We start from the raw sequence: 22,065 nt of genomic DNA, 5'->3' as shown, positions 1-22,065 counted from the left end.
CCGTGCCTACGCTGGGTTACGTGCAGCGCCTCTACGACTTCCTCCGCCGTCACCCGACCATGGTCGACAGCTTCTGGGCGTTCGTCCTGCTCGGGTTCGGGGCGCTGCAGATCGTCTCGGAGTCCGGGTCGCGCGGTGAGCGGCTGATGGAGCTTCCGGTCGCGGTGGCGCTGTGCCTGGTCGTGGCGCTGCGTCGACGGGCGCCGGAGAAGCTGCTGCTGCTGGCCATCGCCACCGGCATCGCGCAGCTGGTCTGGCGCGTCACGCCCACTCTGGCCAACTTCGCGATGCTGGTGATCGTCTACACGGTCGCCTCGGTCGGCGCCCAGTGGGCCCGCAGGCTGGCGCTGGTCGGATCGCTGAGCGCGGCGGGGCTGTACCAGCTGCGGTGGCCGACCAGCGCGGAGAGCAGCGGGCATCTGGTCAACATCGCCCTCGCCGTCGTCTTCATGACCATTCCGTTCTTCCTCGCCTGGGTGATCGGCGACAGCCTGCGCACCCGTCGCGCCTACTACGCGCAGCTGGAGGAGCGGGCCGAGCGGCTGCAGCGCGAGCGCGAGGCGCAGGCGAAGGCCGCGGTCGCCGCCGAGCGGGCCCGCATCGCCCGGGAGCTGCACGACGTGGTGGCGCACAACGTCTCGGTGATGGTGGTCCAGGCCGACGGCGCCGCGTATGTGCTGGACGCCTCGCCGGAGCAGGCCAAGCAGGCGCTGTCCACCATCTCGCAGACCGGGCGGCTGGCGCTGGCCGAGATGCGCCGCCTGCTCGGGCTGCTGCGCGCCTCGGACGACAGCGGCGGCGAGTACGTACCGCAGCCCGGCGTGGACCAGCTCGGCGACCTCATAGACCAGGTGCGCGGCGCGGGCCTTCCGGTGGACTTCGCCGTGGACGGCGCCCCGCGGCCGCTGTCCAGCGGGGTGGAGCTGACCGCGTACCGCATCGTGCAGGAGGCGCTGACCAACACCCGCAAGCACGGCGGCCCGGACGCGCGGGCCACCGTGCACCTCACCTACGGCGACAGCGAGTTGAAGATGCTGATCGAGGACGACGGGCGCGGCGCGCAGCACGAGCTGTACGAGGAGGGCGGCGCCGACGGCCTCGGTCAGGGCCTGATCGGCATGCGGGAGCGCATCGCCATGGTGGGCGGCACGCTGTCCGCCGGGCCGCGTCCTGGCGGTGGCTTCCGGATCAGCGCGGAGCTGCCGCTCAAACCAGTTAGCTGACGGAACGTCAGATTTGGTGGAAACAGAGGGATTGAGGGCTGAGGGAATGGCGATCCGGGTCATGCTCGTCGACGACCAGGTACTGCTGCGCACCGGCTTCCGGATGGTGCTCCAGGCGCAGCCGGACATGGAGGTGGTCGCCGAGGCGGGCGACGGCGCGGAGGCGCTGGACGTGCTGCGCGCCACGGATGTCGACGTGGTGCTGATGGACGTGCGGATGCCGAAGCTCGACGGGGTCGAGGCCACCCGCAGGATCTGCGGCGGCCCCGACCACGACCCGGACGCGGGCGGCCCCCGGGTGCTGATCCTGACCACCTTCGACCTGGACGAGTACGCGTTCGCCGCGCTCAAGGCGGGGGCCAGCGGGTTCATGCTCAAGGACGTGCCGCCCAGCGAACTGCTCGCCGCGATCCGCGCCGTGCACAGCGGCGACGCGGTGGTCGCCCCCAGCACCACCCGGCGGCTGCTGGACCGCTTCGCGCCGATGCTGCCGCCCAGCGGCGACCAGCCCACAACCGCCGAGTTGTCCCGGCTCACCGAGCGCGAGCGCGAGGTGCTGCTGCTGGTGGCACAGGGGCTGTCCAACGGGGAGATCGCCCAGCGGCTGGTGCTGTCGGAGGCGACGGTGAAGACGCATGTCGGCCGCATCCTGACCAAGCTGGATCTGCGCGACCGCGTCCAGGCGGTCGTGCTGGCCTACGAAACGGGCCTGGTCAGAGCTGGCGGCGCCTGACGCTGACCGCCCGCCCCCTGTCCAGGGCACAACCCGGCGCGCGAACGCCCGTGCGCAACGGAAAGCGAGGGCCGAGGACGAACGGGTGGGCGGGCGGCAAAGGGGCCCGACCGCGCACCCGCAGCGCACGGGGCGAGGCAAAACGGGTGGGGGGTGGGAGAAACCGTCTCGCGTAGCATGATGAGAGACGTCCGGTACCCCCGCGGACTGGAACGGAAGGCCGCAGCCGAGTGAACACCCACCGAATCACCGAGTCCGCCGAGTCGCGCCCGGCGCGGCTCGCCGTTGGTGTGGTCGGAGCCGGGCGGGTCGGCCCGGCGCTCGCCGCCGCGCTACGACTGGCCGGGCACCGGCCGGTCGCCGTGTCCGGGGTGTCCGAGGCGTCCCGCCGCCGAGCCGAAGCGCTGCTGCCCGGCGTACCGCTGGTCGAGCCCGCCGAGGTGCTGGCCCGCGCCGACCTGGTCCTGCTCACCGTCCCGGACGACGTGCTGCCCGGCCTGGTCGCAGGGCTGGCCGAGACCGGAGCCGTCCGCCCCGGGCAACTGCTGGTGCACACCTCCGGGCGGTACGGAACCGCCGTGCTCAACCCCGCGCTGCGCGCCGGTGCGCTGCCGCTCGCGCTGCACCCCGCCATGACCTTCACCGGCACCGCCGTCGACGTGCAGCGGCTGGCCGGCTGCTCGTTCGGCGTCACCGCCCCCGAGGAACTGCGGCTGGCCGCCGAGGCACTGGTGGTGGAGATGGGCGGCGAACCGGAGTGGATCGCCGAGGAGGCCCGCCCGCTCTACCACGCGGCGCTGGCCATCGGCTCCAACCACCTGGTCACCCTGGTGGCACAGGCCCGCGAACTGCTCAGCGCCGCCGGGGTGGCCAACCCCGGCCGGATGCTCGGCCCGCTGCTGGGCGCCTCACTGGACAACGCGCTGCGCTCCGGCGACCAGGCGCTCACCGGCCCGGTCGCCCGCGGCGACGCAGGCACCGTCGCGGCGCACGTCGCCGAACTGCGCAAGGCCGCCCCGCAGGCCGTCAACTCGTATCTGGCGATGGCCCGGGCGACAGCCGACCGGGCGCTGGCCAACGGGATGCTGAAGGCGGAACAGGCCGAGGCGCTGCTCGGCGTGCTCGCCGATGGAGGGAACGTATGACGGAGCTGGTCCACACCTCGCGCGGACTGGACGCGCTGCCGGCCGCGTCCGGTGCGCGTGCCGTCGTCATGACGATGGGCGCCCTGCACGAGGGGCACGCCGCCTTGATCCGCGCGGCCCGCGAGCGGGTGCGGGACGGCCAGGTCGTCGTCACCGTCTTCGTCAATCCCCTGCAGTTCGGCCCCAGCGAGGACTTCGACCGCTATCCGCGCACCCTGGAGGCGGATGTGAAGGTCGCCGAAAAGGCCGGTGCCGACGTGGTGTTCGCCCCCGGCACCGACGAGGTCTACCCCGGCGGCGAGCCGCGGGTGAGGATCACCGCCGGGCCGATGGGCGAGGGCTACGAGGGCGCCTCGCGCCCCGGCCACTTCGACGGCATGCTCACCGTCGTCGCCAAGCTGCTCCACCTCACCCGTCCGGACATCGCCTTCTACGGCCAGAAGGACGCCCAGCAACTGGCGCTGATCCGCCGCATGGTGGCCGACCTCGACTTCGGGGTGGAGATCGTCGGCGTACCGACCGTCCGTGAACCGGACGGCCTCGCCCTGTCCAGCCGCAACCGCTATCTCTCCGACGACGAGCGGCGACGTGCCCTGGCGCTGTCCCGCGCCCTGTTCGCCGGGCGGGACGCGCTCGCCGACGGGCCGGACGCGGTACGCAAGGCGGCCCGCACGGTACTCGACGCGGCCGACGGGGTGGCGGTGGACTACGTTGCCCTGGTCGACCCGGCGGACTTCACCGAGGCCGCGACCGGCCACACTGGCCCGGCGGTGCTCGCGGTCGCGGCCGGGGTCGGCACCACCCGGCTGATCGACAACATCCCCCTGGAGTTCGGAGTCCGCCCATGACCGGCATACGGCTGCTCGCTCCGGCGCCCGGCTGGGCCATCGAGGCCGACGTGGTCGTCGTCGGCTCCGGCGTCGCGGGACTGACCACAGCGCTGCGCTGCGCCGCCGCGGGCGCCAGGGTCACCGTGGTCACCAAGGCGAAGCTGGACGACGGCTCCACCCGCTGGGCGCAGGGCGGCATCGCCGCCGCCCTCGGCGACGGCGACACCCCGCAGCAGCACCTGGACGACACGCTGGTCGCGGGCGCCGGGCTGTGCGACGAGCCCGCGGTGCGCGCCATGGTCACCGAAGGCCCGGACGCGGTAAGGCGGTTGATCGCCTCCGGCGCCCGGTTCGACACCTCGCAGGACAGCGGCGAGATCCTGCTGACCCGCGAGGGCGGCCACCACCGCAGCCGGATAGTGCACGCCGGCGGCGACGCCACCGGGGCCGAGGTCTCCCGCACCCTGGTCGGCGCGGTACGGGACAAGGGCATCGAGACCATCGAGAACGCGCTGGTCCTCGATCTGCTCACGGACACCGAGGGCCGTACCGCCGGAGTCACCCTGCATGTGATGGGCGAGGGGCAGCGCGACGGCGTCGGCGCGGTGCACGCACCCGCCGTGGTGCTGGCCACCGGCGGCATGGGCCAGGTGTTCTCCGCCACCACCAACCCGGCGGTGTCCACCGGCGACGGCGTCGCGCTGGCGCTGCGGGCCGGAGCCGAGGTCTCCGATCTGGAGTTCGTCCAGTTCCACCCCACCGTGCTGTGGCTCGGCCCGGAGGCCGAAGGCCAACAGCCGCTGGTCTCCGAGGCGGTGCGCGGCGAGGGCGCGTACCTGGTGGACGCGGACGGCGTGCGGTTCATGCGGGGACAGCACGAACTGGCCGAGTTGGCACCGCGCGACATCGTCGCCAAGGGCATCATGCGCCGCATGCGGGAGACCGGCACCGAGCACATGTACCTCGACGCCCGGCACTTCGGCGCCGAGATGTGGGCGCACCGCTTCCCGACCATCCTCGCCGCCTGCCGCGCCAACGGCATCGACCCGGTGACCCAGCCCATCCCGGTCGCGCCCGCCGCGCACTACGCCTCCGGCGGCGTACGCACCGACCTGCGCGGCCGTACCACCGTCCCCGGTCTGTACGCGTGCGGTGAGGTGGCCTGCACCGGGGTGCACGGCGCGAACCGGCTGGCGTCCAACTCCCTTCTGGAAGGGCTGGTGTTCGCCGAGCGGATCGCCGACGACATCCGGGCGAACCCCCCGGCCGCCGGTGCTCCGGTGCCGCCGGGACCGTCCCGCGACCCGCTGCTGGAGCACTCCGCGCGCTACGAGATCCAGCGTGTGATGACCCGCGGCGCGGGCGTGCTGCGCAGCGCCGAGAGCCTGGCGCGGGCGGCCGAGGCGCTGGAGGGGATCCACGCCCGGGCCGTGGAGGACCTGGAGCGGGACGAGAAGACCGCCGAACCCTGCGTGGAGACCTGGGAGGCCACAAACCTCAACCTGGTCGCCCGGGTGCTGGTCGCCGCCGCCCGCCGCCGCGAGGAGACCCGCGGCTGCCACTGGCGCGAGGACCGCCCGGACCGCGACGACACCAACTGGCGCCGCCACCTGGTGGTCCGCCTCACCCCCGAGCGGACGCTGTCCGTGTCGTTGACCGCGACCGCCGACTTCCCCAAGCCCGTCCACAGCAACAGGGAGCCCCGCTCATGAGCACGCCAGACCTGCCACTCCTCCAGATCGGCCGCCCGGGGCAAGTGCCGGTCGACGCCGCGGGAGGCTGCGGTGACGCCTGCGGCTGCGGAGAGTCCGAGGTGTACGACGTCGACCCGCTGGAGTGCGGCCTCGACCCCGATCTGGCGCAGCTGCTCGCCGACGCCGGACTGGACCCGGTACAGGTCGAGGACATCGCGCACATGGCGATCGAGGAAGACCTGGACAACGGCGTCGACGTGACGACGGTGGCCACCGTCCCCGAAGACGCCGTCTGCGTGGGCGACTTCACCGCCCGCCAGCCCGGCACGGTGGCCGGTCTGCGGATCGCCGAGGCGGTCCTGTCGGTGGTCTGCACCGACGAGTTCGAGGTCGAACGGCATGTGGAGGACGGCGACCGGGTCGAGGCGGACCAGGTGCTGCTGACCGTACGCACCCGCACCCGCGACCTGCTCACCGCCGAGCGCAGCGCGCTCAACCTGCTGTGCCGGCTCTCCGGCATCGCCACCGCCACCCGTGCCTGGGCCGACGCGCTGGAGGGCACCAAGGCGAAGGTCCGCGACACCCGCAAGACCACTCCGGGCCTGCGCTCGCTGGAGAAGTACGCGGTGCGTTGCGGCGGCGGCGTCAACCACCGCATGTCGCTGTCCGACGCGGCACTGGTCAAGGACAACCACGTGGTCGCGGCCGGTGGCGTCACCGAGGCGTTCCGCGCGGTGCGCACGGAGTTCCCCGAGCTGCCCATCGAGGTCGAGGTGGACACCCTGCACCAGTTGCGCGAAGTCCTCGACGCCGGGGCCGACTTGGTGCTGCTGGACAACTTCACCCCGGTCGAGACCGAGGAGGCGGTCGCGATCAACGCGGGTCGGGCCCTGCTGGAGTCCTCGGGCCGACTGACGCTGGACAACGCCCGCGCCTACGGCGAGACCGGGGTCGACTACCTCGCGGTAGGCGCGCTCACCCACTCCTCGCCGATCCTCGACATCGGCCTGGACTTCAGGGCGGAGCAGGACTGATGCTGCTCACCATCGACGTCGGCAACACCCATACGGTGCTCGGCCTGTTCGACGGCGCGGAGATCGTCGAGCACTGGCGCATCTCCACCGACGCCCGGCGCACCGCCGACGAACTCGCCGTGCTGCTCCAGGGGTTGATGGGCATGCACCCGCTGCTCGGCGACGACCTGGGCGACGGCATCGACGGCATCTCCATCTGCTCGACCGTCCCCTCGGTGCTGCACGAGCTGCGCGAGGTGACCCGGCGGTACTACGGGGACGTGCCGTCGGTCCTGGTGGAACCGGGCGTCAAGACCGGGGTTCCGGTGCTGGCCGACAACCCCAAGGAGGTCGGCGCGGACCGCATCATCAACGCGCTGGCCGCGGTCCATCTCTACGGCGGCCCCTGCATCGTGGTGGACTTCGGCACCGCCACGACCTTCGACGCGGTCTCCGCGCGCGGTGAGTACCTGGGCGGCGCGATCGCCCCCGGCATCGAGATCTCGGTGGACGCGCTCGGGGTACGGGGTGCGCAGCTGCGCAAGATCGAGCTGGCCCGGCCGCGCAGCGTCGTCGGCAAGAACACGGTCGAGGCGATGCAGTCCGGCATCCTGTACGGCTTCGCCGGCCAGGTGGACGGCATCGGTGAGCGGATGGCCCGGGAGCTGGCCGACGACCCGGACGACGTGACGGTCATCGCCACGGGTGGCCTCGCTCCCCTGGTCCTGGGCGAGGCCTCCATCATCGACGCCCACGAACCGTGGCTGACGCTGATCGGCCTCCGCCTGGTCTATGAACGCAACGTCTCGGTGACGTAGCCCTCCCGGCGGGCTTTGGGGGTACGGCGGTTTCGGCACCGCCCGGCTTCTTGGCGCTCGGGGTTCGGAGGCTTGCCCCCGACAAGGAAACCGCGGGAATTGTGAGCGACCACGACCGCGGAGTCCGGCGGCGCCAAACCACCCGTCCCCGTCCGGGAACCCGCCGGAAGGGCAGTCCGCCGCGCCGTCACGGACAAATGCGCGGCATTTGTCCGTTAAGTACGTAAAGTCAGGCCATGCCCACGCCACACGGGTCCCGAGGCGGCATGGCGTTCAGCGCGGACGAGCTGCGTGTGCTCCGGCGCGCCCTCGCCGAGGCCGCCCGCACCGCACCCACCGCGGAACTCCCGGCCGAGCCCGCCCACCGGGCGGGCGCCGTGCACAACTATCTGCGGCTCGCCGAAGCGCTGGACGAGGCGGCTCGCGAGGGCGACCGCCTGCGCTCCTTCCTCCGCGCCGACCTGGCGCGGTACCGGGCGGCCCTGCCCGGCACGGCGGCGGACTACCTGGAGCTGCTCGGTGAGGCGTTGGACAGCGGCTATCTGCCGCGCCCCGAAGACCTCACCGCGCTGGGGGAGTTGTGCGGGCTGCCCTGCGGACCCGCCGAGTCGTACCGGAGGGAAGGTATGCGCCGACGTTGTGAAGACCTCGCCGAACGGGCCGCACGCGCCCGGCTCGACGGCCGTACGCCGCGTCCGAGGCCCGCGGAATGGGGCTGGGCGCGACCGGCCGACCGCAAGCTGCTGGCGCTCCCCGGCGGCCGCCGGGCGGGCGGGCCCGTCGAGGAGCCGCCGCAGCCGCCGCAATCCCCCGACCCGGAGCGGCGGGTGCCCACCCCGGCGGAAATCTGGCCGCCGCGCCGCCGGGACACCACGCCTGAACAGGAACGGCGCGCCATCGGCTGACTTATGGCCCCTCGGGGCCGGACGGGAAAACCCACTGGCCTACTCTGGGAGCCTTGGCACGGTTTCCCGTAGAAGGAGTGAGGCAATCGTGGGCTACGTCTCCGCGCTGGTTCCGCCGATCGTAATGGCGGTGGCCTTCACGTACCTCGTCGTGACGATCATCAAGAACCAGGGTGGTGTCAACAAGTCCAAGGAGGACGCCGCCGTCGACGCGGCGCTCGCCCGCGCCGAGGCGACCCGCCAAGCCGCTTCAGCGGAGCCCCGGAGTTAATGTCTCGGGGCTCCAATCGGCCCTGAAAATGCCGCATCCGTGACATTTGCCACTACTATTCTGCTGTGGCACGTCGATTGGGCGATCTCGAAGACGCGGTCATGACCAGGGTGTGGCAGTGGAACCGCCCGGTCACGGTCCGCGAAGTGCTGGAAGACTTGCAGCAGGAACGGTCCATCGCCTACACGACGGTGATGACGGTAATGGACAACCTGCATCAGAAGGGCATGCTCCGCCGGGAACACGAAGGCCGCGCCTATCGCTATGAGGCCGTTTCCACCCGGGACGCGTACTCGGCCGCACTGATGCACGAGGCATGGGCCGCGAGCGAGAACCCGGCCGCGGCTCTCGTGCAGTTCTTCAGCATGATGTCGCCGGAACAACGCGAAGCCTTGCGGGACGCGTCCAGGATCGTCCAGCCGGAAGCCGCTCCCGGCGAACCCGCCGGTACCCGGGAAGCGCCCGGGCGATAGCGTCCGGCTATGTCCTCTGCGCCTTCGCCGTCATCGTCCACAACGCCCCGCGCCGCAAATGACGTCACCGTCCGCCGGGCCAGGACCAGTGATGTGGCCGCGATCCGGCGGTTGCTCGACGGCTATGTACACGAACGCATCCTGCTCGACAAGCCCACCGTGACGCTTTACGAGGACATCCAGGAGTTCTGGGTCGCCGAACAGGACACCGACGCCGAGGTGGTGGGCTGCGGCGCGCTCCACGTGATGTGGGAGGACCTCGCCGAGGTGCGAACTCTTGCGGTGCGGCGGGACCAGCACGGCAAAGGCGTTGGACACCTGGTGCTCGGCAAGCTCTTGCAGACCGCGCGCTGGCTGGGAGTGCGCCGTATTTTCTGCCTCACCTTCGAAGTCGACTTCTTCACGAAGCACGGCTTCGTCGAGATCGGCGAGACTCCGGTGGACGGCGATGTCTACAGCGAGCTGCTGCGTTCCTATGACGAGGGCGTCGCGGAGTTCCTGGGTCTCGAACGAGTGAAGCCGAACACCCTGGGCAACAGCCGGATGCTCTTGCATCTGTGACCGCCGCACCCCGAGGTGTATTTTCCGCTAGATGTTGCCACCGGCATGGCCCCGCTCCCGGTACGGGTATGTCCGAATCGCGCCATGCGGAACGCGCTACCTCCGTACTGGTGCGCGGTCGACCGCTGCCCAAGGGTTTGAGTTTTTCCGGGAAAAGCGGTTTCCTTTTCTCGTACTGCTTTATCCCGGGGAGTCCCCGGAACCATATCGATGAAAGGGAAGCCCGTGGCACAGAAGGTCCAGGTCCTTCTCGTTGACGACATCACCGGCGGCGAGGCCGACGAGACCGTGACGTTCGCCCTCGATGGCGCGACGTACGAGATCGACCTCACCACGGAGAACGCGGACAAGCTGCGCGGCCTGCTCGCGGAGTACGTGGACGCGGGCCGGAAGACCGGTGGCCGCAGCCGTGGCCGTGGCCGGACCGTGCGCGCCGCCGCCAGCAGCAGCCAGGACACCGCCAAGATCCGCGCCTGGGCGAAGGAGAACGGCTACGAGGTCAACGACCGTGGCCGCGTCCCCGCCACCATCCGCGAGGCGTACGAGAAGGCGCACGGCTGATCCGTCCGCGCCGACAGGATCCGGGTCCGGTGGCACTCGGTGGCCACCGCCCCAACCAGCGGCACCAGACCTACCGGGCCGGTGCCGCCCGGCCCGCCGCCGCCCGCGCACACCGAAAGCGACGGCAGTGTCGGCTCCACCTCGCGACCCGGCTCGGGAGGCCGTAGCCACATCGGCCGGTGCCGGTCACCGGCGGTCGCCGTAGCCGGGGCCGTGTCCGACCGGTAGCCGGCCTCCCCCGGGACGACTGGCGCGGGGACGCGTCCGCCCGCGCCGCGCACCGTCAGATCCAGCTCGATACCGCCCCATTCCAGCCAGTCGAGCAGCCCTGGCAGCTCGTCCGCGCTGCCCGCGGCGACCAGCAGCAGGATCCTCTCCCCGGCCAACGCGGCCGGTCCGGTGCGGGCGATCCTGCGCAGCACCGCGAGCCCCGCGGCGGCGGGCACGTCGAGCACGTCGAAGCGCAGCCCGGTGAGCAGTTCCACCGGTGTGTGGCCGGATGTGGCCCACCCCAGCTCGCGTTCGTACCAGTCGAGCGTGCCGTGTCCCATGCCCGTAGCAACTGCCATCCCCGAGAAGGGTTACGGAAAGCTGTACGGGCAATACGAAGAGTGATGGTTCATCGGGGCGCATTCGGCGCCGACCCGGCGCAAGGTTGTTCGCTGGTAGCAGACATGACGGATGTGCGCCGCATGGATTGTCGGTGTGAGCGGGTAAGAAATACCTAGTGGGGAGGGATGGCGCGATCGCAGGTGAGGTGGGCGTTCGCCACGGGCGTACGCGATAAGTGTTCATCCACCTGGCCTGCGGGAACATCGTCTCGCACCATCGGGTTGGAGCTGTTGTCGGCTGTGAGGGCAGCGAAGCTTCTCACGGGTGTCGACGGTTGAAGTGAGCTGTCCCGCTCGTCGGGACTAGCATGCGGAAGGACAGGGAGGGGACCGGCCCCGATCTGCCTGACCGCTCTGAGGAGCGATTAACGATGTTCGAGAGGTTCACCGACCGTGCGCGGCGGGTTGTCGTCCTGGCTCAGGAAGAAGCCCGGATGCTCAACCACAACTACATCGGCACCGAGCACATCCTCCTGGGCCTGATCCACGAGGGTGAGGGTGTCGCCGCTAAGGCCCTGGAGAGCCTCGGGATTTCGCTCGAGGCGGTCCGCCAGCAGGTGGAGGAGATCATCGGCCAGGGCCAGCAGGCCCCGTCCGGGCACATTCCCTTCACCCCGCGCGCCAAGAAGGTCCTGGAGCTGTCGCTCCGTGAGGCCCTCCAGCTCGGCCACAACTACATCGGTACGGAGCACATCCTGCTCGGCCTGATTCGCGAGGGCGAGGGCGTGGCCGCCCAGGTCCTCGTGAAGCTCGGCGCCGACCTGAACCGGGTGCGGCAGCAGGTCATCCAGCTGCTCTCCGGCTACCAGGGCGGCAAGGAGTCGGCCACGGCCGGCGGCCCGGCCGAGGGCACGCCCTCGACCTCCCTGGTCCTCGACCAGTTCGGCCGCAACCTGACGCAGGCCGCTCGCGAGACCAAGCTCGACCCGGTCATCGGGCGCGAGAAGGAGATCGAGCGGGTCATGCAGGTGCTGTCCCGCCGTACCAAGAACAACCCCGTCCTCATCGGCGAGCCCGGTGTCGGCAAGACCGCCGTTGTCGAGGGCCTGGCCCAGGCCATCGTCAAGGGCGAGGTTCCCGAAACGCTCAAGGACAAGCAGCTCTACACCCTCGACCTCGGCGCGCTGGTAGCCGGGTCGCGCTACCGCGGTGACTTCGAGGAGCGCCTGAAGAAGGTGCTCAAGGAGATCCGCACCCGCGGCGACATCATCCTGTTCATCGACGAGCTCCACACCCTGGTGGGTGCGGGTGCCGCCGAGGGCGCGATCGACGCCGCGAGCATCCTCAAGCCGATGCTGGCGCGGGGCGAGCTGCAGACCATCGGCGCCACGACGCTCGACGAGTACCGCAAGCACCTGGAGAAGGACGCGGCCCTGGAGCGCCGCTTCCAGCCCATCCAGGTCGCCGAGCCGTCGCTGCCCCACACCATCGAGATCCTCAAGGGCCTGCGCGACCGGTACGAGGCGCACCACCGTGTCTCGATCACCGACGCGGCCCTGGTCGCGGCGGCCACCCTGGCCGACCGCTACATCTCCGACCGCTTCCTGCCGGACAAGGCGATCGACCTGATCGACGAGGCCGGTTCCCGGATGCGCATCCGCCGGATGACCGCTCCGCCGGACCTGCGCGAGTTCGACGAGAAGATCGCCGACGTGCGCCGGGAGAAGGAGTCGGCCATCGACTCCCAGGACTTCGAGAAGGCCGCCTCGCTCCGTGACAAGGAGAAGCAGCTGCTTTCCGCGAAGACCAAGCGGGAGAAGGAGTGGAAGGCCGGCGACATGGACGTCGTCGCCGAGGTTGACGAGGAGCTGATCGCCGAGGTCCTGGCCACGGCCACCGGTATCCCGGTCTTCAAGCTCACCGAGGAGGAGTCCTCCCGCCTGCTGCGCATGGAGGACGAGCTGCACAAGCGCGTCATCGGCCAGAAGGACGCCATCAAGGCGCTCTCCCAGGCCATTCGACGCACTCGTGCGGGTCTGAAGGACCCCAAGCGTCCCGGTGGCTCGTTCATCTTCGCCGGTCCGTCCGGTGTGGGTAAGACCGAGCTGTCCAAGACGCTCGCCGAATTCCTCTTCGGCGACGAGGACGCGCTGATTCAGCTCGACATGTCGGAGTTCAGCGAGAAGCACACCGTTTCCCGCCTCTTCGGCTCGCCTCCCGGTTACGTCGGCTACGAAGAGGGCGGTCAGCTCACCGAAAAGGTGCGCCGTAAGCCGTTCTCGGTGGTGCTGTTCGACGAGGTCGAAAAGGCCCACCCGGATATCTTCAACTCGCTGTTGCAGATTCTGGAGGACGGTCGCCTGACCGACTCCCAGGGCCGGGTGGTCGACTTCAAGAACACGGTCATCATCATGACCACGAACCTCGGTACCCGGGATATCTCCAAGGGCTTCAACCTCGGCTTCGCCGCCGCGGGTGACGTCAAGACCGGGTACGAGCGGATGAAGGCGAAGGTCAGCGAGGAGCTGAAGCAGCACTTCCGGCCCGAGTTCCTCAACCGTGTCGATGACATCGTGGTCTTCCACCAGCTCAGCGAGGACGACATCATCCAGATCGTCGACCTCATGATCGCCAAGGTGGACGAGCGGCTCAAGGACCGGGACATGGGCATCGAGCTCAGCCAGGAGGCCAAGTCGCTGCTCGCCAAGAAGGGCTACGACCCGATCCTGGGTGCCCGGCCGCTGCGCCGCACGATCCAGCGGGAGATCGAGGACCAGCTCTCGGAGAAGATCCTCTTCAACGAGCTGCGCCCCGGTCACATCGTGGTCGTCGGCACGGAGGGCGAAGGCGAGGAGAAGACCTTCACCTTCCGCGGCGAGGAGAAGGTCACGGTGGCGGATGCTCCTCCGGTTGAGGCCGCGGGCAGCGGTGGCGCCGGCCCGAACCTCAGCAAGGACGTCTGACAGACGCGGACACAGAAGGGGTCGGCCCCGGAACCCATGTGGTTCCGGGGCCGACCCCTTCTTCGCGCGTCGGTCACAGGCCGCCCGGGGAGGCCATGCCGCCGCTCTGGCCGATGGCGTTGCTCAGCGGTGCCGCGCCATGGCGGCCCTGCAAGCCGTTCAGCGTGTTGGCGACGAGCGGTACGGCCGTCTTGGCCACCCGCTCCACCAGCGGGCCGAGGTCGGCCCCCACAGCACTGGCGGAGCCCGCCGAGGCGATGACGGGCAGGGTGCTTGCGGTGGCCAGCAGGGTGACCTGGGCGATCCGACGCTTGAGGGACGACATGAAACTCCTCGCCGAACTGGGGCACAACGGTGCCCGATGGACATGCGTCCTGCCTACCGATCCGCGGCACCCGGAAGTTGTGGCCTGATTAGGAAAAATTTCCCAAAAGGGGCGGTATATCCCCGTAACCCCCTCGGCGCGGACGCCGCCTGTGCAAGCCGACCGCACCCCCGCCCGTAAACCGGCCCTAGGGGCCGCTAGGCGTCCGGCTGGGCGGGTGGAAGGTGGAGTTCGGCTATGGCGCCGCCGCCATCGTCGTCGGCGGCGTTGTGGAAGGAGAGGGTGGCGCCCAGGACCCGGGCCTGGCCGGTGGCGATGGTCAGGCCCAAGCCGTGGCCCTGGCCCGCCCGGTCGCTGCTGCCGGTGCGGAACCGGCTCGGCCCGTCCTGGAGCAGCACGTCAGGGAACCCCGGCCCGTGGTCGCGGACCCGCACGACCGTGCCGTCCACCATCACCTCGACCGGCCCCTTGCCGTGCCGGACCGCGTTGGCCAGCAGATTGCCCAGGATGCGCTCCAGGCGCCGCGGATCCGTCTGCACCCACGCGTCCCGTACCACCTCGACGGTCGCCTCCGGCGCGAGCCCGCGCACCCGGCGGCGGACGAACTCCGGCAGCGCCACCTCCTGGAGGTCGGCGCGCTCCTCCGCGCCGTCCAGCCGGGCGACCTCCAGCACGTCCTCGACCAGCGTGCGCAGCGCCTGCGCCCGGTCCCGTACCAGCTCCGAGGGGCGGCCCGGCGGCAGCAGTTCGGCGGCGGTGACCAGGCCGGTGACCGGAGTACGCAGCTCGTGCGCGATGTCCGCGGTGACCCGTCGCTCCGCCTCCAGCCGCTTCTGCAGCGCGTCGGCCATCTCGTCCACCGCCCGCGCCAACTCGTCGGTCTCGTCCCGTACCCGGCGCCCCACCGCGTCCCGTACCCGTACGTCGGGCTCGCCGTTGGCCACCGCGCGCGCCGCGACCGCCGCCTTGCGCAGCCGCCGGGAGAGCTGTCCGCCGACGATCACGCTCAGCGCCGCCCCGGCCAGCACCACCGCGACCGAGCCCGCGATCAGCACCCCGTCCAGGTCGGAGAGCACCTGGGCGAGGTCGGGGGAGCGGTCGTAGAGCGAGATGACCTTGTTGTTGGGCAGCGGCATCTCGGCCCAGACGATGGGCTCCCCGCTGACCTTCTTGATGTAGGTGGCGCGAAGTCCCTTCGCCGCAGCGGCCTTGAGCGGCGCGGGCAGATTGGGGTCGTTGATCTTGGCCGAGATCACCAGCCGGTGGTTGGACTCGTAGATCCGCGCCGCGACCTGCACCCGCTGGTCCTGTAGTTCCCGGGCGCTGTTGAGCATGCTGAGGTGCGCCGCGTTATGCACCACCACGGCCATGGCCAGCGCGACCAGCGCGGAGACCGCCGCTATCGCCACCGTCAGCTTCCAGCGCAGCCCGGGCCAGCGCAGCCCAGCGCGGCGGAGCGCGGCACGGTTCAAGGGGGCCACGGTCGCTCAGGCCCTGAGCTTGTATCCGAAGCCACGCACCGTCTCTATCCGGTCCTGGCCGATCTTGGTGCGAAGCCGCTGCACATGGACGTCCACGACCCGGGTGTCGCCGCCCCAGTCGTAGTCCCAGACGCTGGTCAGCAGCCGGTCACGGGAGAGCACCGAGCCGGGCGCGGCGGAGAACTCCAGCAGCAGCCGCATCTCGGTCGGGGTGAGCGATACCGGCTCACCACCGCGCCGTACCTCCATGCCGTCGGTGTCGATCTCCAGGTCGCCGAACCGCAGCGATCCGTCGTCCTCGGCGGAGGATTCCCTTCCGCCGTGCGCGGTGGCGTGCCCGAAGCGGCGCAGCACGGCACGGATCCGGGCCACCAGGACCGCGGCGTCGAACGGCTTGGTGACGTAGTCGTCGGCCCCGGCCTCCAGGCCCAGCACCACGTCGATGGAGTCGGCGCGTGCCGACAGCATGATCACCGGAACCGTGGACTCGTCCCGGATCCGGCGGCACAGGCTGACGCCGTCGAGGCCGGGCACCATCACGTCGAGCAGCGCGATGTCCGGCTGCCGGGCGCGGAACGCCTCCAGGCCGACGATCCCGTCCGGGACGGCGGTCACCTTGAAGCCGTCGCGCTCCAGGGCGAGCTGCGTCGCTTCGCGGATCACGTCGTCGTCCTCCACGAACAGGACATGAGTGTCAGCCATCGGCGGCCTTTTTTCCGTAGTCGCTGTGGGTGCGGGTGGTCTCGGCGAACCGGTCGCCCGTCCAGTGGTACGTGATCACGTCCTCACCGGACGGACAGCACACCTTGTCCTCGGGCCCGTAGACCTGCCGCGTCAGCACCAGGTCGCCCTTGTCGATGTCAATGTAGACAGGCGGCTGCTCGTCCCCGAAGACATCGGTGTATTCGCCGTTCTCCATACGGTAGACGTAACTACCCAGTCCCACGCCATCCGCGCAAGTCTGGACGTTTATCACCACATCGGGCACAGAGTTCCCGGTCAGGTTCCCGTAGCTGGTGTCGATGGGGTATTCGTGGCCCGCGCACGGCTTGAGGTTCCGCTTTATGTCGGTGCCGACCTTGGGGTCGTTGCTCAGCAGTGCGACCGGATCGACCTTGGTGGCCGGCGTCGGCCGTAGCGAGGGCGAGGAACTCACCGCGGCGGTGCCGGCGGTCCCCTCGACACGCACACCGCCGCCCTCGGCGCAGCCGGTGATCAGCACCAGCGGCGCGAGCGCGGCGGTCAGCAGTGCGCATCGCCAAGGGGACGGGGCTATGCGGCGCACGCGCCCTCCCCTGGCTCCCCTTCGACGTGCTCCTGGCCGTACGCGGTGCGCTCAAGCTCCTCGCGCAGCCGGGCCAGGGCGCGGTGCAGGGTGCTCTTGACCGTCCCGATGGACATCCCCAGCGCCTTGGCGGTCTCCTCGGTGCTCATCTGCTCCCAGTGTCGCAGTACGACGACCTGCCGCTGCTTGGGGGCGAGCACCGCGAGCGCGCCCAGCAGCATGGCGCGGTCCGCGTGCTGCTCGGTTCCGTCGTCGATGCTGGCGTCCGGGAGGTTCTCGGTGGGCACCTCGTCCAGTTTGCGGGCGCGCCACCACTCGGTCCGGGTGTTGATCATCACCCGGCGCATGTAGGCGTCGGCCAAGCCCTTGTCCGCTATCCGCTCCCAGCGCGGGAACGTACGGCACAGCGCGGTCTGCACCAGGTCCTGGGCGTCCACGGGGTCGGGGACCAGCCGGCGCGCGCTGCGGAGCAGCGAGTCCTGCCGGGCTCGCACGTACTCCTCGAAGTCCAGCGTCTTGCCGTCGATCGCCGAGTCCGCCGCCATGGCCGCCTCCAAACGTCCCGTTGCCGTGGTGTCACCGTTCGCGTCCGATCGGTTGGTCAACCCAAGAAAGGAAGGACGCAGGGAAGGACGCTAGGGACCGGCTGTTGCGGATTCCCCGACCTTGGGCGCACAGCGGTTTCACAGGAACCCATCGGTTGTGTAACAACCGGAACCAACGGCCCTGACGATCACTGCGCGGTCACAGCGCGCTGACAGCCGCTCACTCAACGGGCAGGCGGTACACGCCCGGTTCGACGGGCTCCACCAGACCGTCGGCCACCAGACCGTCCAACGCCCGGGCTCGTTGTACCGGTTCGTCCCAAACCGCATCAAGTGTGGCTTGTGTCACGGGTTCATGAGATTCGCGTAGTACGGCAAGAAGCTTGCCGCGCACCTGCCGATCGGTCCCCGCGTACGACTGGCCGCGCCGCGGCGGACCGTCGTGCTCCGGGAACCCGGCCAGCCGCCATGCACACCGCGGCGCGATCGGGCACCGCCCGCACTGCGGACCGCGTGCCACGCAGACCAGCGCACCCAGTTCCATCGTGGCCGCCGCCCAACGCGCCGCCGTGGCCTCTTCGTCCGGCAGCAACTGCCGCGCCAGGCGCCGCTCCGCCGCCGTGGTGGCGTTCGGCGGGTACTGCAGGCCGCTGACCGCACGGGCGAACACCCGGCGCACGTTGGTGTCCAGCACCGGATGCCGCTGGCCGTAGGCGAACGAGGCGACCGCGGCCGCCGTGTACTCGCCGACCCCGGGCAGCGCCAGCAACTCGGCGTGGTCACTGGGGACTTCACCGCCGTGCCGCTCGGTGATGGCGTTCGCGGCGGCGTGCAGCCGCAGCGCACGGCGCGGGTAGCCGAGCCGCCCCCAGGCTCGCACCGCCTCGCCGGGCGGCTGGGCGGCCAGGTCGGCCGGGCGAGGCCACCGGGCCAGCCACTGCTCGTACATGGGCAGCACCCGCGAGACCGGAGTCTGCTGGAGCATGAACTCGCTGACCATGACCCCCCACGCACCGGCCTCCGGGCGGCGCCAGGGCAGATCGCGGGCGTTGGCCTCGTACCAGGCGTTCACCGGCAGGTGCAGCGTGGCGGCGGCGTTCTCGGCGGTACGGGCGGTATCGGTGGTCATGGCGTGTTCGATCCTTCCACACCGTTCCGGCGGCGTCGAAACATATGAAGAGCTGCAAAGAGTTGAGGTCCGTGCGGCGGGTGGTGCACAGAGCGGCGTCGGATCTCCCATAGAGTTTGGTGCGTGGGCAATCTGCGCAACCCGGTGGGCCCCCTGCCCTCCTCCATCTACTGGCGGCGGCGGGCAGTTGTGCTGGGCCTGTTCGTGCTCCTCGTCGGGCTCATAGTCTGGATGCTGCTGCCCGGCGGTGACAGCAACGCCGGGCACAAGGGCGAGGCGCAGGGGCCCGGCGGCCGTACTCCGGTTCCTTCCATCACCCCAGGTCCGACGAGCAGCCAGAGCGGCATCACCGCACGGCCGGGCGGTCGCGACACCGGCGGCACCAGCTCGTCCGGAGGCTCCGGCGGCAACGCGGGTACCGCGGGCGCCGGGGGCGCCAACTCCGGTTCCTCCGGCGGCTCGTCGGGCGGTGGTCCCGGTTCCGGTGGCAACCCGCCGCCGCTTCCGGCGGACTCCGCGCTGCCCGACTGCGCTTCCGCACAGGTGCAGTTGAAGCTGCGCAGCGTGAAGAGCACCTACGACCTCACCGACAAGCCCAAGTTCGAGCTGACGGCGGTCAACTCCGGTGGCAGCGCCTGCAAGGTGGACTTCGGCAGCACCGCCGCGGTGGTCACCATCGTGGACGGCTCCGGCCACCACGTGTGGGCCTCGGACGACTGCCCGCCCACCCGTGAGGCCTATCCGCTCCAGGTCCCGGCCGGTGGTTCGACCAGCTTCTACGTCCAGTGGGACCGCACCCTGAGCGTCCCGCAGTGCGCCTCGCCGTCCGGCGCGCAGACCGCGCCCTCCGGCAACTACCAGGTCAAGGTCACCACGGGCGGAATCGGTTCCGCGCAGACCACGTTCACCCTCAACGGGGGTTCCTGAGGGCCGGAACTAGACGTACCGCTCCAGGATGGAGGACTCCGCCAGACGGGAGAGGCCCTCGCGGACCGAACGGGCCCGGGCCTCGCCGACGCCCTCCACCATCTGCAGGTCGTCCACGCTGGCCGCCAGCAGCTTCTGCAGACCGCCGAAGTGCTCGACCAGCCGCTCTATGACGGTGTTCGGCAGCCGGGGCACCTTGGCCAGCAGCCGGTAGCCGCGCGGGCTGACCGCGGTGTCCAGGGACTCCGGCGAGCCGGTGTAGCCCAACGCCCGGGCCACGGTGGTCAGTTCGATCAGTTCGCTCTGCGGCAGCGAGTCCAGCTCGGCCAGCGCGTCGCCGACGGTACGGGTGCGCTTCGCGGTGGGCTCCGGCACGTAGTCACGCACCACCAGCTCGCGCTCCGGCTCCACGCCCGCGATCAACTCGTCCAGCTGGAGCGACAGCAGGCGTCCGTCGGTGCCCAACTCGGTCACGTACTCGTCGATTTCGGTGGCGATCCGGCGCACCATCTCAAGCCGCTGCGCCACCGCCGTCACGTCCCGCACGGTGACCAGGTCCTCGATCTCCAGCGCGGACAGCGTGCCCGCCACCTCGTCCAGCCGCAGCTTGTAACGTTCCAGCGTGGCCAGCGCCTGGTTGGCGCGGGACAGGATCGCCGCCGAGTCCTCCAGCACCCGGCGCTGCCCGCCGACGTACAGCGCGATCAGCCGCATCGACTGGCTGACCGAGACCACCGGGAAGCCCACCTGCCGACTGACCCGGTCCGCGGTGCGGTGCCGGGTGCCGGTCTCCTCGGTGGGGATGGTCGGGTCCGGGACGAGCTGGACGCCCGCGCGCAGGATCTTGGTGATGTCCCGGTCCATGATCACCGCGCCGTCCAGCTTGCACAGCTCGCGCAGCCGGGTCGCGGTGAACTCCACGTCCAGTACGAAGCCCCCGGTACACAGCGACTCCACGGTCTTGTCCATGCCCAGCACGATCAGCCCGCCGGTGTTGCCGCGGACCACCCGCTCCAGACCGTCCCGCAGCTCCGTACCGGGCGCTACCGCGCTGAGCGAGGCGCGCATGAGCCCGTCGGTGCCGGAACCTCCGCCAGACCTGCCGGAAGCCGCTGCCCGGTCGTTGGCTGCCACTGCTCTCCTCCGGTCGTACGGATGCCCGGACGGGCGAGACCAGGGCAAAGTCTACCGGCCACGCCACCGCCGCCGAGGGCTGCCGGTGCCCGCTAGCGCGTGCGGCCCCGGGCCGGAAGGACCCGCAGGGCCTCGCTGACGTCGGCCACCTCGGTCACCCGCATGCCCGCCGGGACCTTGCCCGGATCCTGCGGCACCAGGGCATGGGTGAAGCCCAACCGGGCCGCCTCCGCGAGCCGCCGCTGCACCCCGGTGACCCGCCGGACCTCGCCCGCCAGGCCCACCTCGCCGATCGCCACCAGGTTCTTGGGCAGTGGTGTGTCGCTGGCCGCGCTGGCCAGCGCGAGCACCACGGCCAGGTCGGCGGACGGCTCGGACAGCCGCACCCCGCCCACCGTGGCGCTGTAGATGTCGCACTTGCCGATCTGGTGGATCCGGCCGCGCTGCTCCAGCACCGCCAGCATCATCGACACCCGCGAGGTCTCCAGCCCCGAGGTGGTCCGCCGCGGCGAGGGGATCTGCGAGGCGACGGTGAGCGCCTGCACCTCGGCGACCAGCGGGCGGCGGCCCTCCAGCGTGACGGTCAGACAGGTGCCCGGCACCGCCTCGTCCCGCCGGGTCAGGAACAGGCCCGACGGGTCGGCCAGGCCCGTGATGCCCTCGTCGTGCAGTTCGAAGCAGCCCACCTCGTCGGTCGCGCCGTACCGGTTCTTCACTCCGCGGATCAGCCGCAGCCGGGCATGCCGGTCGCCCTCGAAGTGCAGCACCACGTCGACCAGGTGCTCCAGCAGCCGGGGACCCGCGATCGCACCGTCCTTGGTGACGTGGCCGACCAGGATCGTGGACATCCCGCGCTCCTTGGACGCCCGGATCAGCGCCCCGGCCACCTCGCGGACCTGCGCCATCCCGCCCGGCGCGCCGTCGATCTCCGGCGAGGCCACGGTCTGCACCGAGTCCAGCACCAGCAACGCGGGCTTGACGTCGTCCAGATGGCCGAGGACCGCGCTCAGATCGGTCTCCGCGGCCAGGTACAGATGGTCGCTGATCGCCCCGATCCGGTCCGCCCGCAGCCGCACCTGCCCGGCGGACTCCTCTCCCGTCACATACAGCGTCCTGGCCTGGCCGCTGGCCGCCTTCGCCGCCACGTCCAGCAGCAGCGTCGACTTGCCGACCCCCGGCTCGCCCGCCAGCAGCACCACGGCGCCCGGCACCAGACCGCCGCCCAGCACCCGGTCCAGCTCCGGCACGCCCGTGCCGCGTGCGGTCGCCTGCCGCCCGTCGACCTGCCCGATGGGCCGCGCCGGTGCGGTGACCCGGCCCGGCGCGGTGGTGCGCACGGCGGGGGCGGCGCCGTACTCCTCGACGGTGCCCCACGTCTGGCACTCCCCGCACCGGCCGACCCACTTGACGGTGGTCCAGCCGCACTCGGTGCAGCGATAGGACGGTCGGTCCTTTGCGGTCGTACGCGTACGGGCAGCCATGGCCGCCACCGTAGCGG

Annotated in this window: 23 protein-coding genes; 14 read left to right on the top strand and 9 right to left on the bottom strand. The window is 70.9% G+C overall.

What is annotated here, in order from left to right; all coding sequences use genetic code 11:
- Positions 1-20 precede the first annotated feature (20 nt).
- The 12 genes from O5O46_RS25100 to O5O46_RS25045 all read left to right on the top strand — a co-directional run bounded on the left by O5O46_RS25100 (position 21) and on the right by O5O46_RS25045 (position 10,227).
- Positions 21-1,223 (top strand): sensor histidine kinase, encoded by a 1,203-nt coding sequence (locus tag O5O46_RS25100; protein WP_269857830.1) that lies wholly within the window; start codon positions 21-23, stop codon positions 1,221-1,223.
- 46 nt (positions 1,224-1,269) lie between these two features.
- Positions 1,270-1,956 carry a response regulator gene (locus O5O46_RS25095; protein WP_269857829.1) on the top strand — a complete coding sequence of 229 codons (687 nt, stop codon included), beginning with the start codon at positions 1,270-1,272 and terminating at the stop codon, positions 1,954-1,956.
- A 230-nt stretch (positions 1,957-2,186) separates the two neighbouring features.
- On the top strand, positions 2,187-3,101 hold the full coding sequence (locus tag O5O46_RS25090; protein WP_269857828.1) for a Rossmann-like and DUF2520 domain-containing protein: 915 nt from the start codon (positions 2,187-2,189) through the stop codon (positions 3,099-3,101).
- The gene (gene panC, locus O5O46_RS25085; protein ID WP_269857827.1) at positions 3,098-3,949 is read left to right on the top strand and encodes a pantoate--beta-alanine ligase; all 852 of its coding nucleotides are present in this window, start codon (positions 3,098-3,100) and stop codon (positions 3,947-3,949) included. The genes O5O46_RS25090 and panC overlap by 4 nt, the downstream gene beginning before the upstream one ends.
- The gene (locus O5O46_RS25080; protein WP_269857826.1) at positions 3,946-5,643 is read left to right on the top strand and encodes an L-aspartate oxidase; all 1,698 of its coding nucleotides are present in this window, start codon (positions 3,946-3,948) and stop codon (positions 5,641-5,643) included. Before panC ends, O5O46_RS25080 begins: the two co-directional genes overlap by 4 nt.
- Positions 5,640-6,659: a carboxylating nicotinate-nucleotide diphosphorylase gene (nadC, locus tag O5O46_RS25075; RefSeq protein ID WP_269857825.1), complete on the top strand. Its 1,020-nt coding sequence runs from the start codon at positions 5,640-5,642 to the stop codon at positions 6,657-6,659. Before O5O46_RS25080 ends, nadC begins: the two co-directional genes overlap by 4 nt.
- The gene (locus O5O46_RS25070) at positions 6,659-7,456 is read left to right on the top strand and encodes a type III pantothenate kinase (protein WP_269857824.1); all 798 of its coding nucleotides are present in this window, start codon (positions 6,659-6,661) and stop codon (positions 7,454-7,456) included. The genes nadC and O5O46_RS25070 overlap by 1 nt, the downstream gene beginning before the upstream one ends.
- A 236-nt stretch (positions 7,457-7,692) precedes the next feature.
- Positions 7,693-8,361, top strand: a complete 669-nt coding sequence (locus O5O46_RS25065; protein ID WP_269857823.1) for a hypothetical protein — start codon at positions 7,693-7,695, stop codon at positions 8,359-8,361.
- Between the two features lie 88 nt (positions 8,362-8,449).
- Positions 8,450-8,632: a hypothetical protein gene (locus O5O46_RS25060; protein ID WP_269857822.1), complete on the top strand. Its 183-nt coding sequence runs from the start codon at positions 8,450-8,452 to the stop codon at positions 8,630-8,632.
- A gap of 65 nt (positions 8,633-8,697) precedes the next feature.
- Complete coding sequence (locus O5O46_RS25055) at positions 8,698-9,105, top strand: BlaI/MecI/CopY family transcriptional regulator (RefSeq protein WP_255932763.1); 408 nt, start codon at positions 8,698-8,700, stop codon at positions 9,103-9,105.
- Between the two features lie 9 nt (positions 9,106-9,114).
- Positions 9,115-9,666, top strand: a complete 552-nt coding sequence (locus O5O46_RS25050) for an amino-acid N-acetyltransferase (protein WP_269857821.1) — start codon at positions 9,115-9,117, stop codon at positions 9,664-9,666.
- A 225-nt stretch (positions 9,667-9,891) separates the two neighbouring features.
- Positions 9,892-10,227: a histone-like nucleoid-structuring protein Lsr2 gene (locus tag O5O46_RS25045; RefSeq protein WP_269857820.1), complete on the top strand. Its 336-nt coding sequence runs from the start codon at positions 9,892-9,894 to the stop codon at positions 10,225-10,227.
- On the opposite strand, the gene O5O46_RS25040 is transcribed toward O5O46_RS25045, so the two are convergent.
- Positions 10,158-10,796, bottom strand: coding sequence for an SCO3374 family protein (locus O5O46_RS25040; protein ID WP_269857819.1), 639 nt, complete (start codon positions 10,794-10,796; stop codon positions 10,158-10,160). The genes O5O46_RS25045 and O5O46_RS25040 overlap by 70 nt on opposite strands.
- A 413-nt stretch (positions 10,797-11,209) precedes the next feature.
- On the opposite strand from O5O46_RS25040, the gene O5O46_RS25035 reads away from it, so the two are divergent.
- Entirely contained in the window at positions 11,210-13,741 is a 2,532-nt protein-coding gene (locus O5O46_RS25035; RefSeq protein ID WP_269857818.1) for an ATP-dependent Clp protease ATP-binding subunit, read from the top strand.
- 73 nt (positions 13,742-13,814) lie between these two features.
- On the opposite strand, the gene O5O46_RS25030 is transcribed toward O5O46_RS25035, so the two are convergent.
- The 6 genes from O5O46_RS25030 to O5O46_RS25005 all read right to left on the bottom strand — a co-directional run bounded on the left by O5O46_RS25030 (position 13,815) and on the right by O5O46_RS25005 (position 18,506).
- Positions 13,815-14,066 carry a hypothetical protein gene (locus O5O46_RS25030; RefSeq protein ID WP_269857817.1) on the bottom strand — a complete coding sequence of 84 codons (252 nt, stop codon included), beginning with the start codon at positions 14,064-14,066 and terminating at the stop codon, positions 13,815-13,817.
- A 197-nt stretch (positions 14,067-14,263) separates the two neighbouring features.
- Entirely contained in the window at positions 14,264-15,538 is a 1,275-nt protein-coding gene (locus O5O46_RS25025; RefSeq protein ID WP_269857816.1) for a sensor histidine kinase, read from the bottom strand.
- A gap of 15 nt (positions 15,539-15,553) precedes the next feature.
- Positions 15,554-16,249, bottom strand: a complete 696-nt coding sequence (cseB, locus tag O5O46_RS25020) for a two-component system response regulator CseB (protein WP_269857815.1) — start codon at positions 16,247-16,249, stop codon at positions 15,554-15,556.
- Positions 16,242-16,832 (bottom strand): hypothetical protein, encoded by a 591-nt coding sequence (locus tag O5O46_RS25015; protein WP_269857814.1) that lies wholly within the window; start codon positions 16,830-16,832, stop codon positions 16,242-16,244. The genes cseB and O5O46_RS25015 overlap by 8 nt, the downstream gene beginning before the upstream one ends.
- The gene (locus O5O46_RS25010; RefSeq protein WP_269857813.1) at positions 16,820-17,377 is read right to left on the bottom strand and encodes a SigE family RNA polymerase sigma factor; all 558 of its coding nucleotides are present in this window, start codon (positions 17,375-17,377) and stop codon (positions 16,820-16,822) included. The genes O5O46_RS25015 and O5O46_RS25010 overlap by 13 nt, the downstream gene beginning before the upstream one ends.
- 220 nt (positions 17,378-17,597) lie before the next feature.
- Complete coding sequence (locus tag O5O46_RS25005; protein WP_269857812.1) at positions 17,598-18,506, bottom strand: A/G-specific adenine glycosylase; 909 nt, start codon at positions 18,504-18,506, stop codon at positions 17,598-17,600.
- Between the two features lie 123 nt (positions 18,507-18,629).
- Between O5O46_RS25005 and O5O46_RS25000 the strand changes: the two genes are divergently transcribed.
- Positions 18,630-19,433 (top strand): hypothetical protein, encoded by an 804-nt coding sequence (locus O5O46_RS25000; protein ID WP_269857811.1) that lies wholly within the window; start codon positions 18,630-18,632, stop codon positions 19,431-19,433.
- 9 nt (positions 19,434-19,442) lie between these two features.
- On the opposite strand, the gene disA is transcribed toward O5O46_RS25000, so the two are convergent.
- Together disA and radA are read right to left on the bottom strand one after the other, a co-directional pair.
- Entirely contained in the window at positions 19,443-20,567 is a 1,125-nt protein-coding gene (gene disA, locus O5O46_RS24995) for a DNA integrity scanning diadenylate cyclase DisA (protein WP_269857810.1), read from the bottom strand.
- Positions 20,568-20,659: 92 nt separating this feature from the next.
- On the bottom strand, positions 20,660-22,048 hold the full coding sequence (radA, locus tag O5O46_RS24990) for a DNA repair protein RadA (protein ID WP_269857809.1): 1,389 nt from the start codon (positions 22,046-22,048) through the stop codon (positions 20,660-20,662).
- Between the last annotated feature and the right edge of the window lie 17 nt (positions 22,049-22,065).

Source organism: Streptomyces sp. RPT161 (genome assembly GCF_027533845.1).
GTDB classification, from domain to species: domain Bacteria; phylum Actinomycetota; class Actinomycetes; order Streptomycetales; family Streptomycetaceae; genus Streptantibioticus_A; species Streptantibioticus_A silvisoli_A.
This window is presented reverse-complemented; position numbering and strand designations above follow the sequence as displayed.

Excerpts from the sequence above, each read along its gene's own strand:
- O5O46_RS25035 (WP_269857818.1), top strand. The coding sequence starts at position 11,210 with ATGTTCGAGAGGTTCACCGACCGTGCGCGGCGGGTTGTCGTCCTGGCT.
- nadC (WP_269857825.1), top strand. The coding sequence starts at position 5,640 with ATGAGCACGCCAGACCTGCCACTCCTCCAGATCGGCCGCCCGGGGCAA.
- O5O46_RS25050 (WP_269857821.1), top strand. The coding sequence starts at position 9,115 with ATGTCCTCTGCGCCTTCGCCGTCATCGTCCACAACGCCCCGCGCCGCA.
- O5O46_RS25095 (WP_269857829.1), top strand. The coding sequence starts at position 1,270 with ATGGCGATCCGGGTCATGCTCGTCGACGACCAGGTACTGCTGCGCACC.
- O5O46_RS25070 (WP_269857824.1), top strand. The coding sequence starts at position 6,659 with ATGCTGCTCACCATCGACGTCGGCAACACCCATACGGTGCTCGGCCTG.
- O5O46_RS25065 (WP_269857823.1), top strand. The coding sequence starts at position 7,693 with ATGCCCACGCCACACGGGTCCCGAGGCGGCATGGCGTTCAGCGCGGAC.
- panC (WP_269857827.1), top strand. The coding sequence starts at position 3,098 with ATGACGGAGCTGGTCCACACCTCGCGCGGACTGGACGCGCTGCCGGCC.
- O5O46_RS25005 (WP_269857812.1), bottom strand. The coding sequence starts at position 18,506 with ATGACCACCGATACCGCCCGTACCGCCGAGAACGCCGCCGCCACGCTG.
- O5O46_RS25010 (WP_269857813.1), bottom strand. The coding sequence starts at position 17,377 with ATGGCGGCGGACTCGGCGATCGACGGCAAGACGCTGGACTTCGAGGAG.
- cseB (WP_269857815.1), bottom strand. The coding sequence starts at position 16,249 with ATGGCTGACACTCATGTCCTGTTCGTGGAGGACGACGACGTGATCCGC.
- O5O46_RS25030 (WP_269857817.1), bottom strand. The coding sequence starts at position 14,066 with ATGTCGTCCCTCAAGCGTCGGATCGCCCAGGTCACCCTGCTGGCCACC.
- O5O46_RS25040 (WP_269857819.1), bottom strand. The coding sequence starts at position 10,796 with ATGGCAGTTGCTACGGGCATGGGACACGGCACGCTCGACTGGTACGAA.
- radA (WP_269857809.1), bottom strand. The coding sequence starts at position 22,048 with ATGGCTGCCCGTACGCGTACGACCGCAAAGGACCGACCGTCCTATCGC.
- O5O46_RS25080 (WP_269857826.1), top strand. The coding sequence starts at position 3,946 with ATGACCGGCATACGGCTGCTCGCTCCGGCGCCCGGCTGGGCCATCGAG.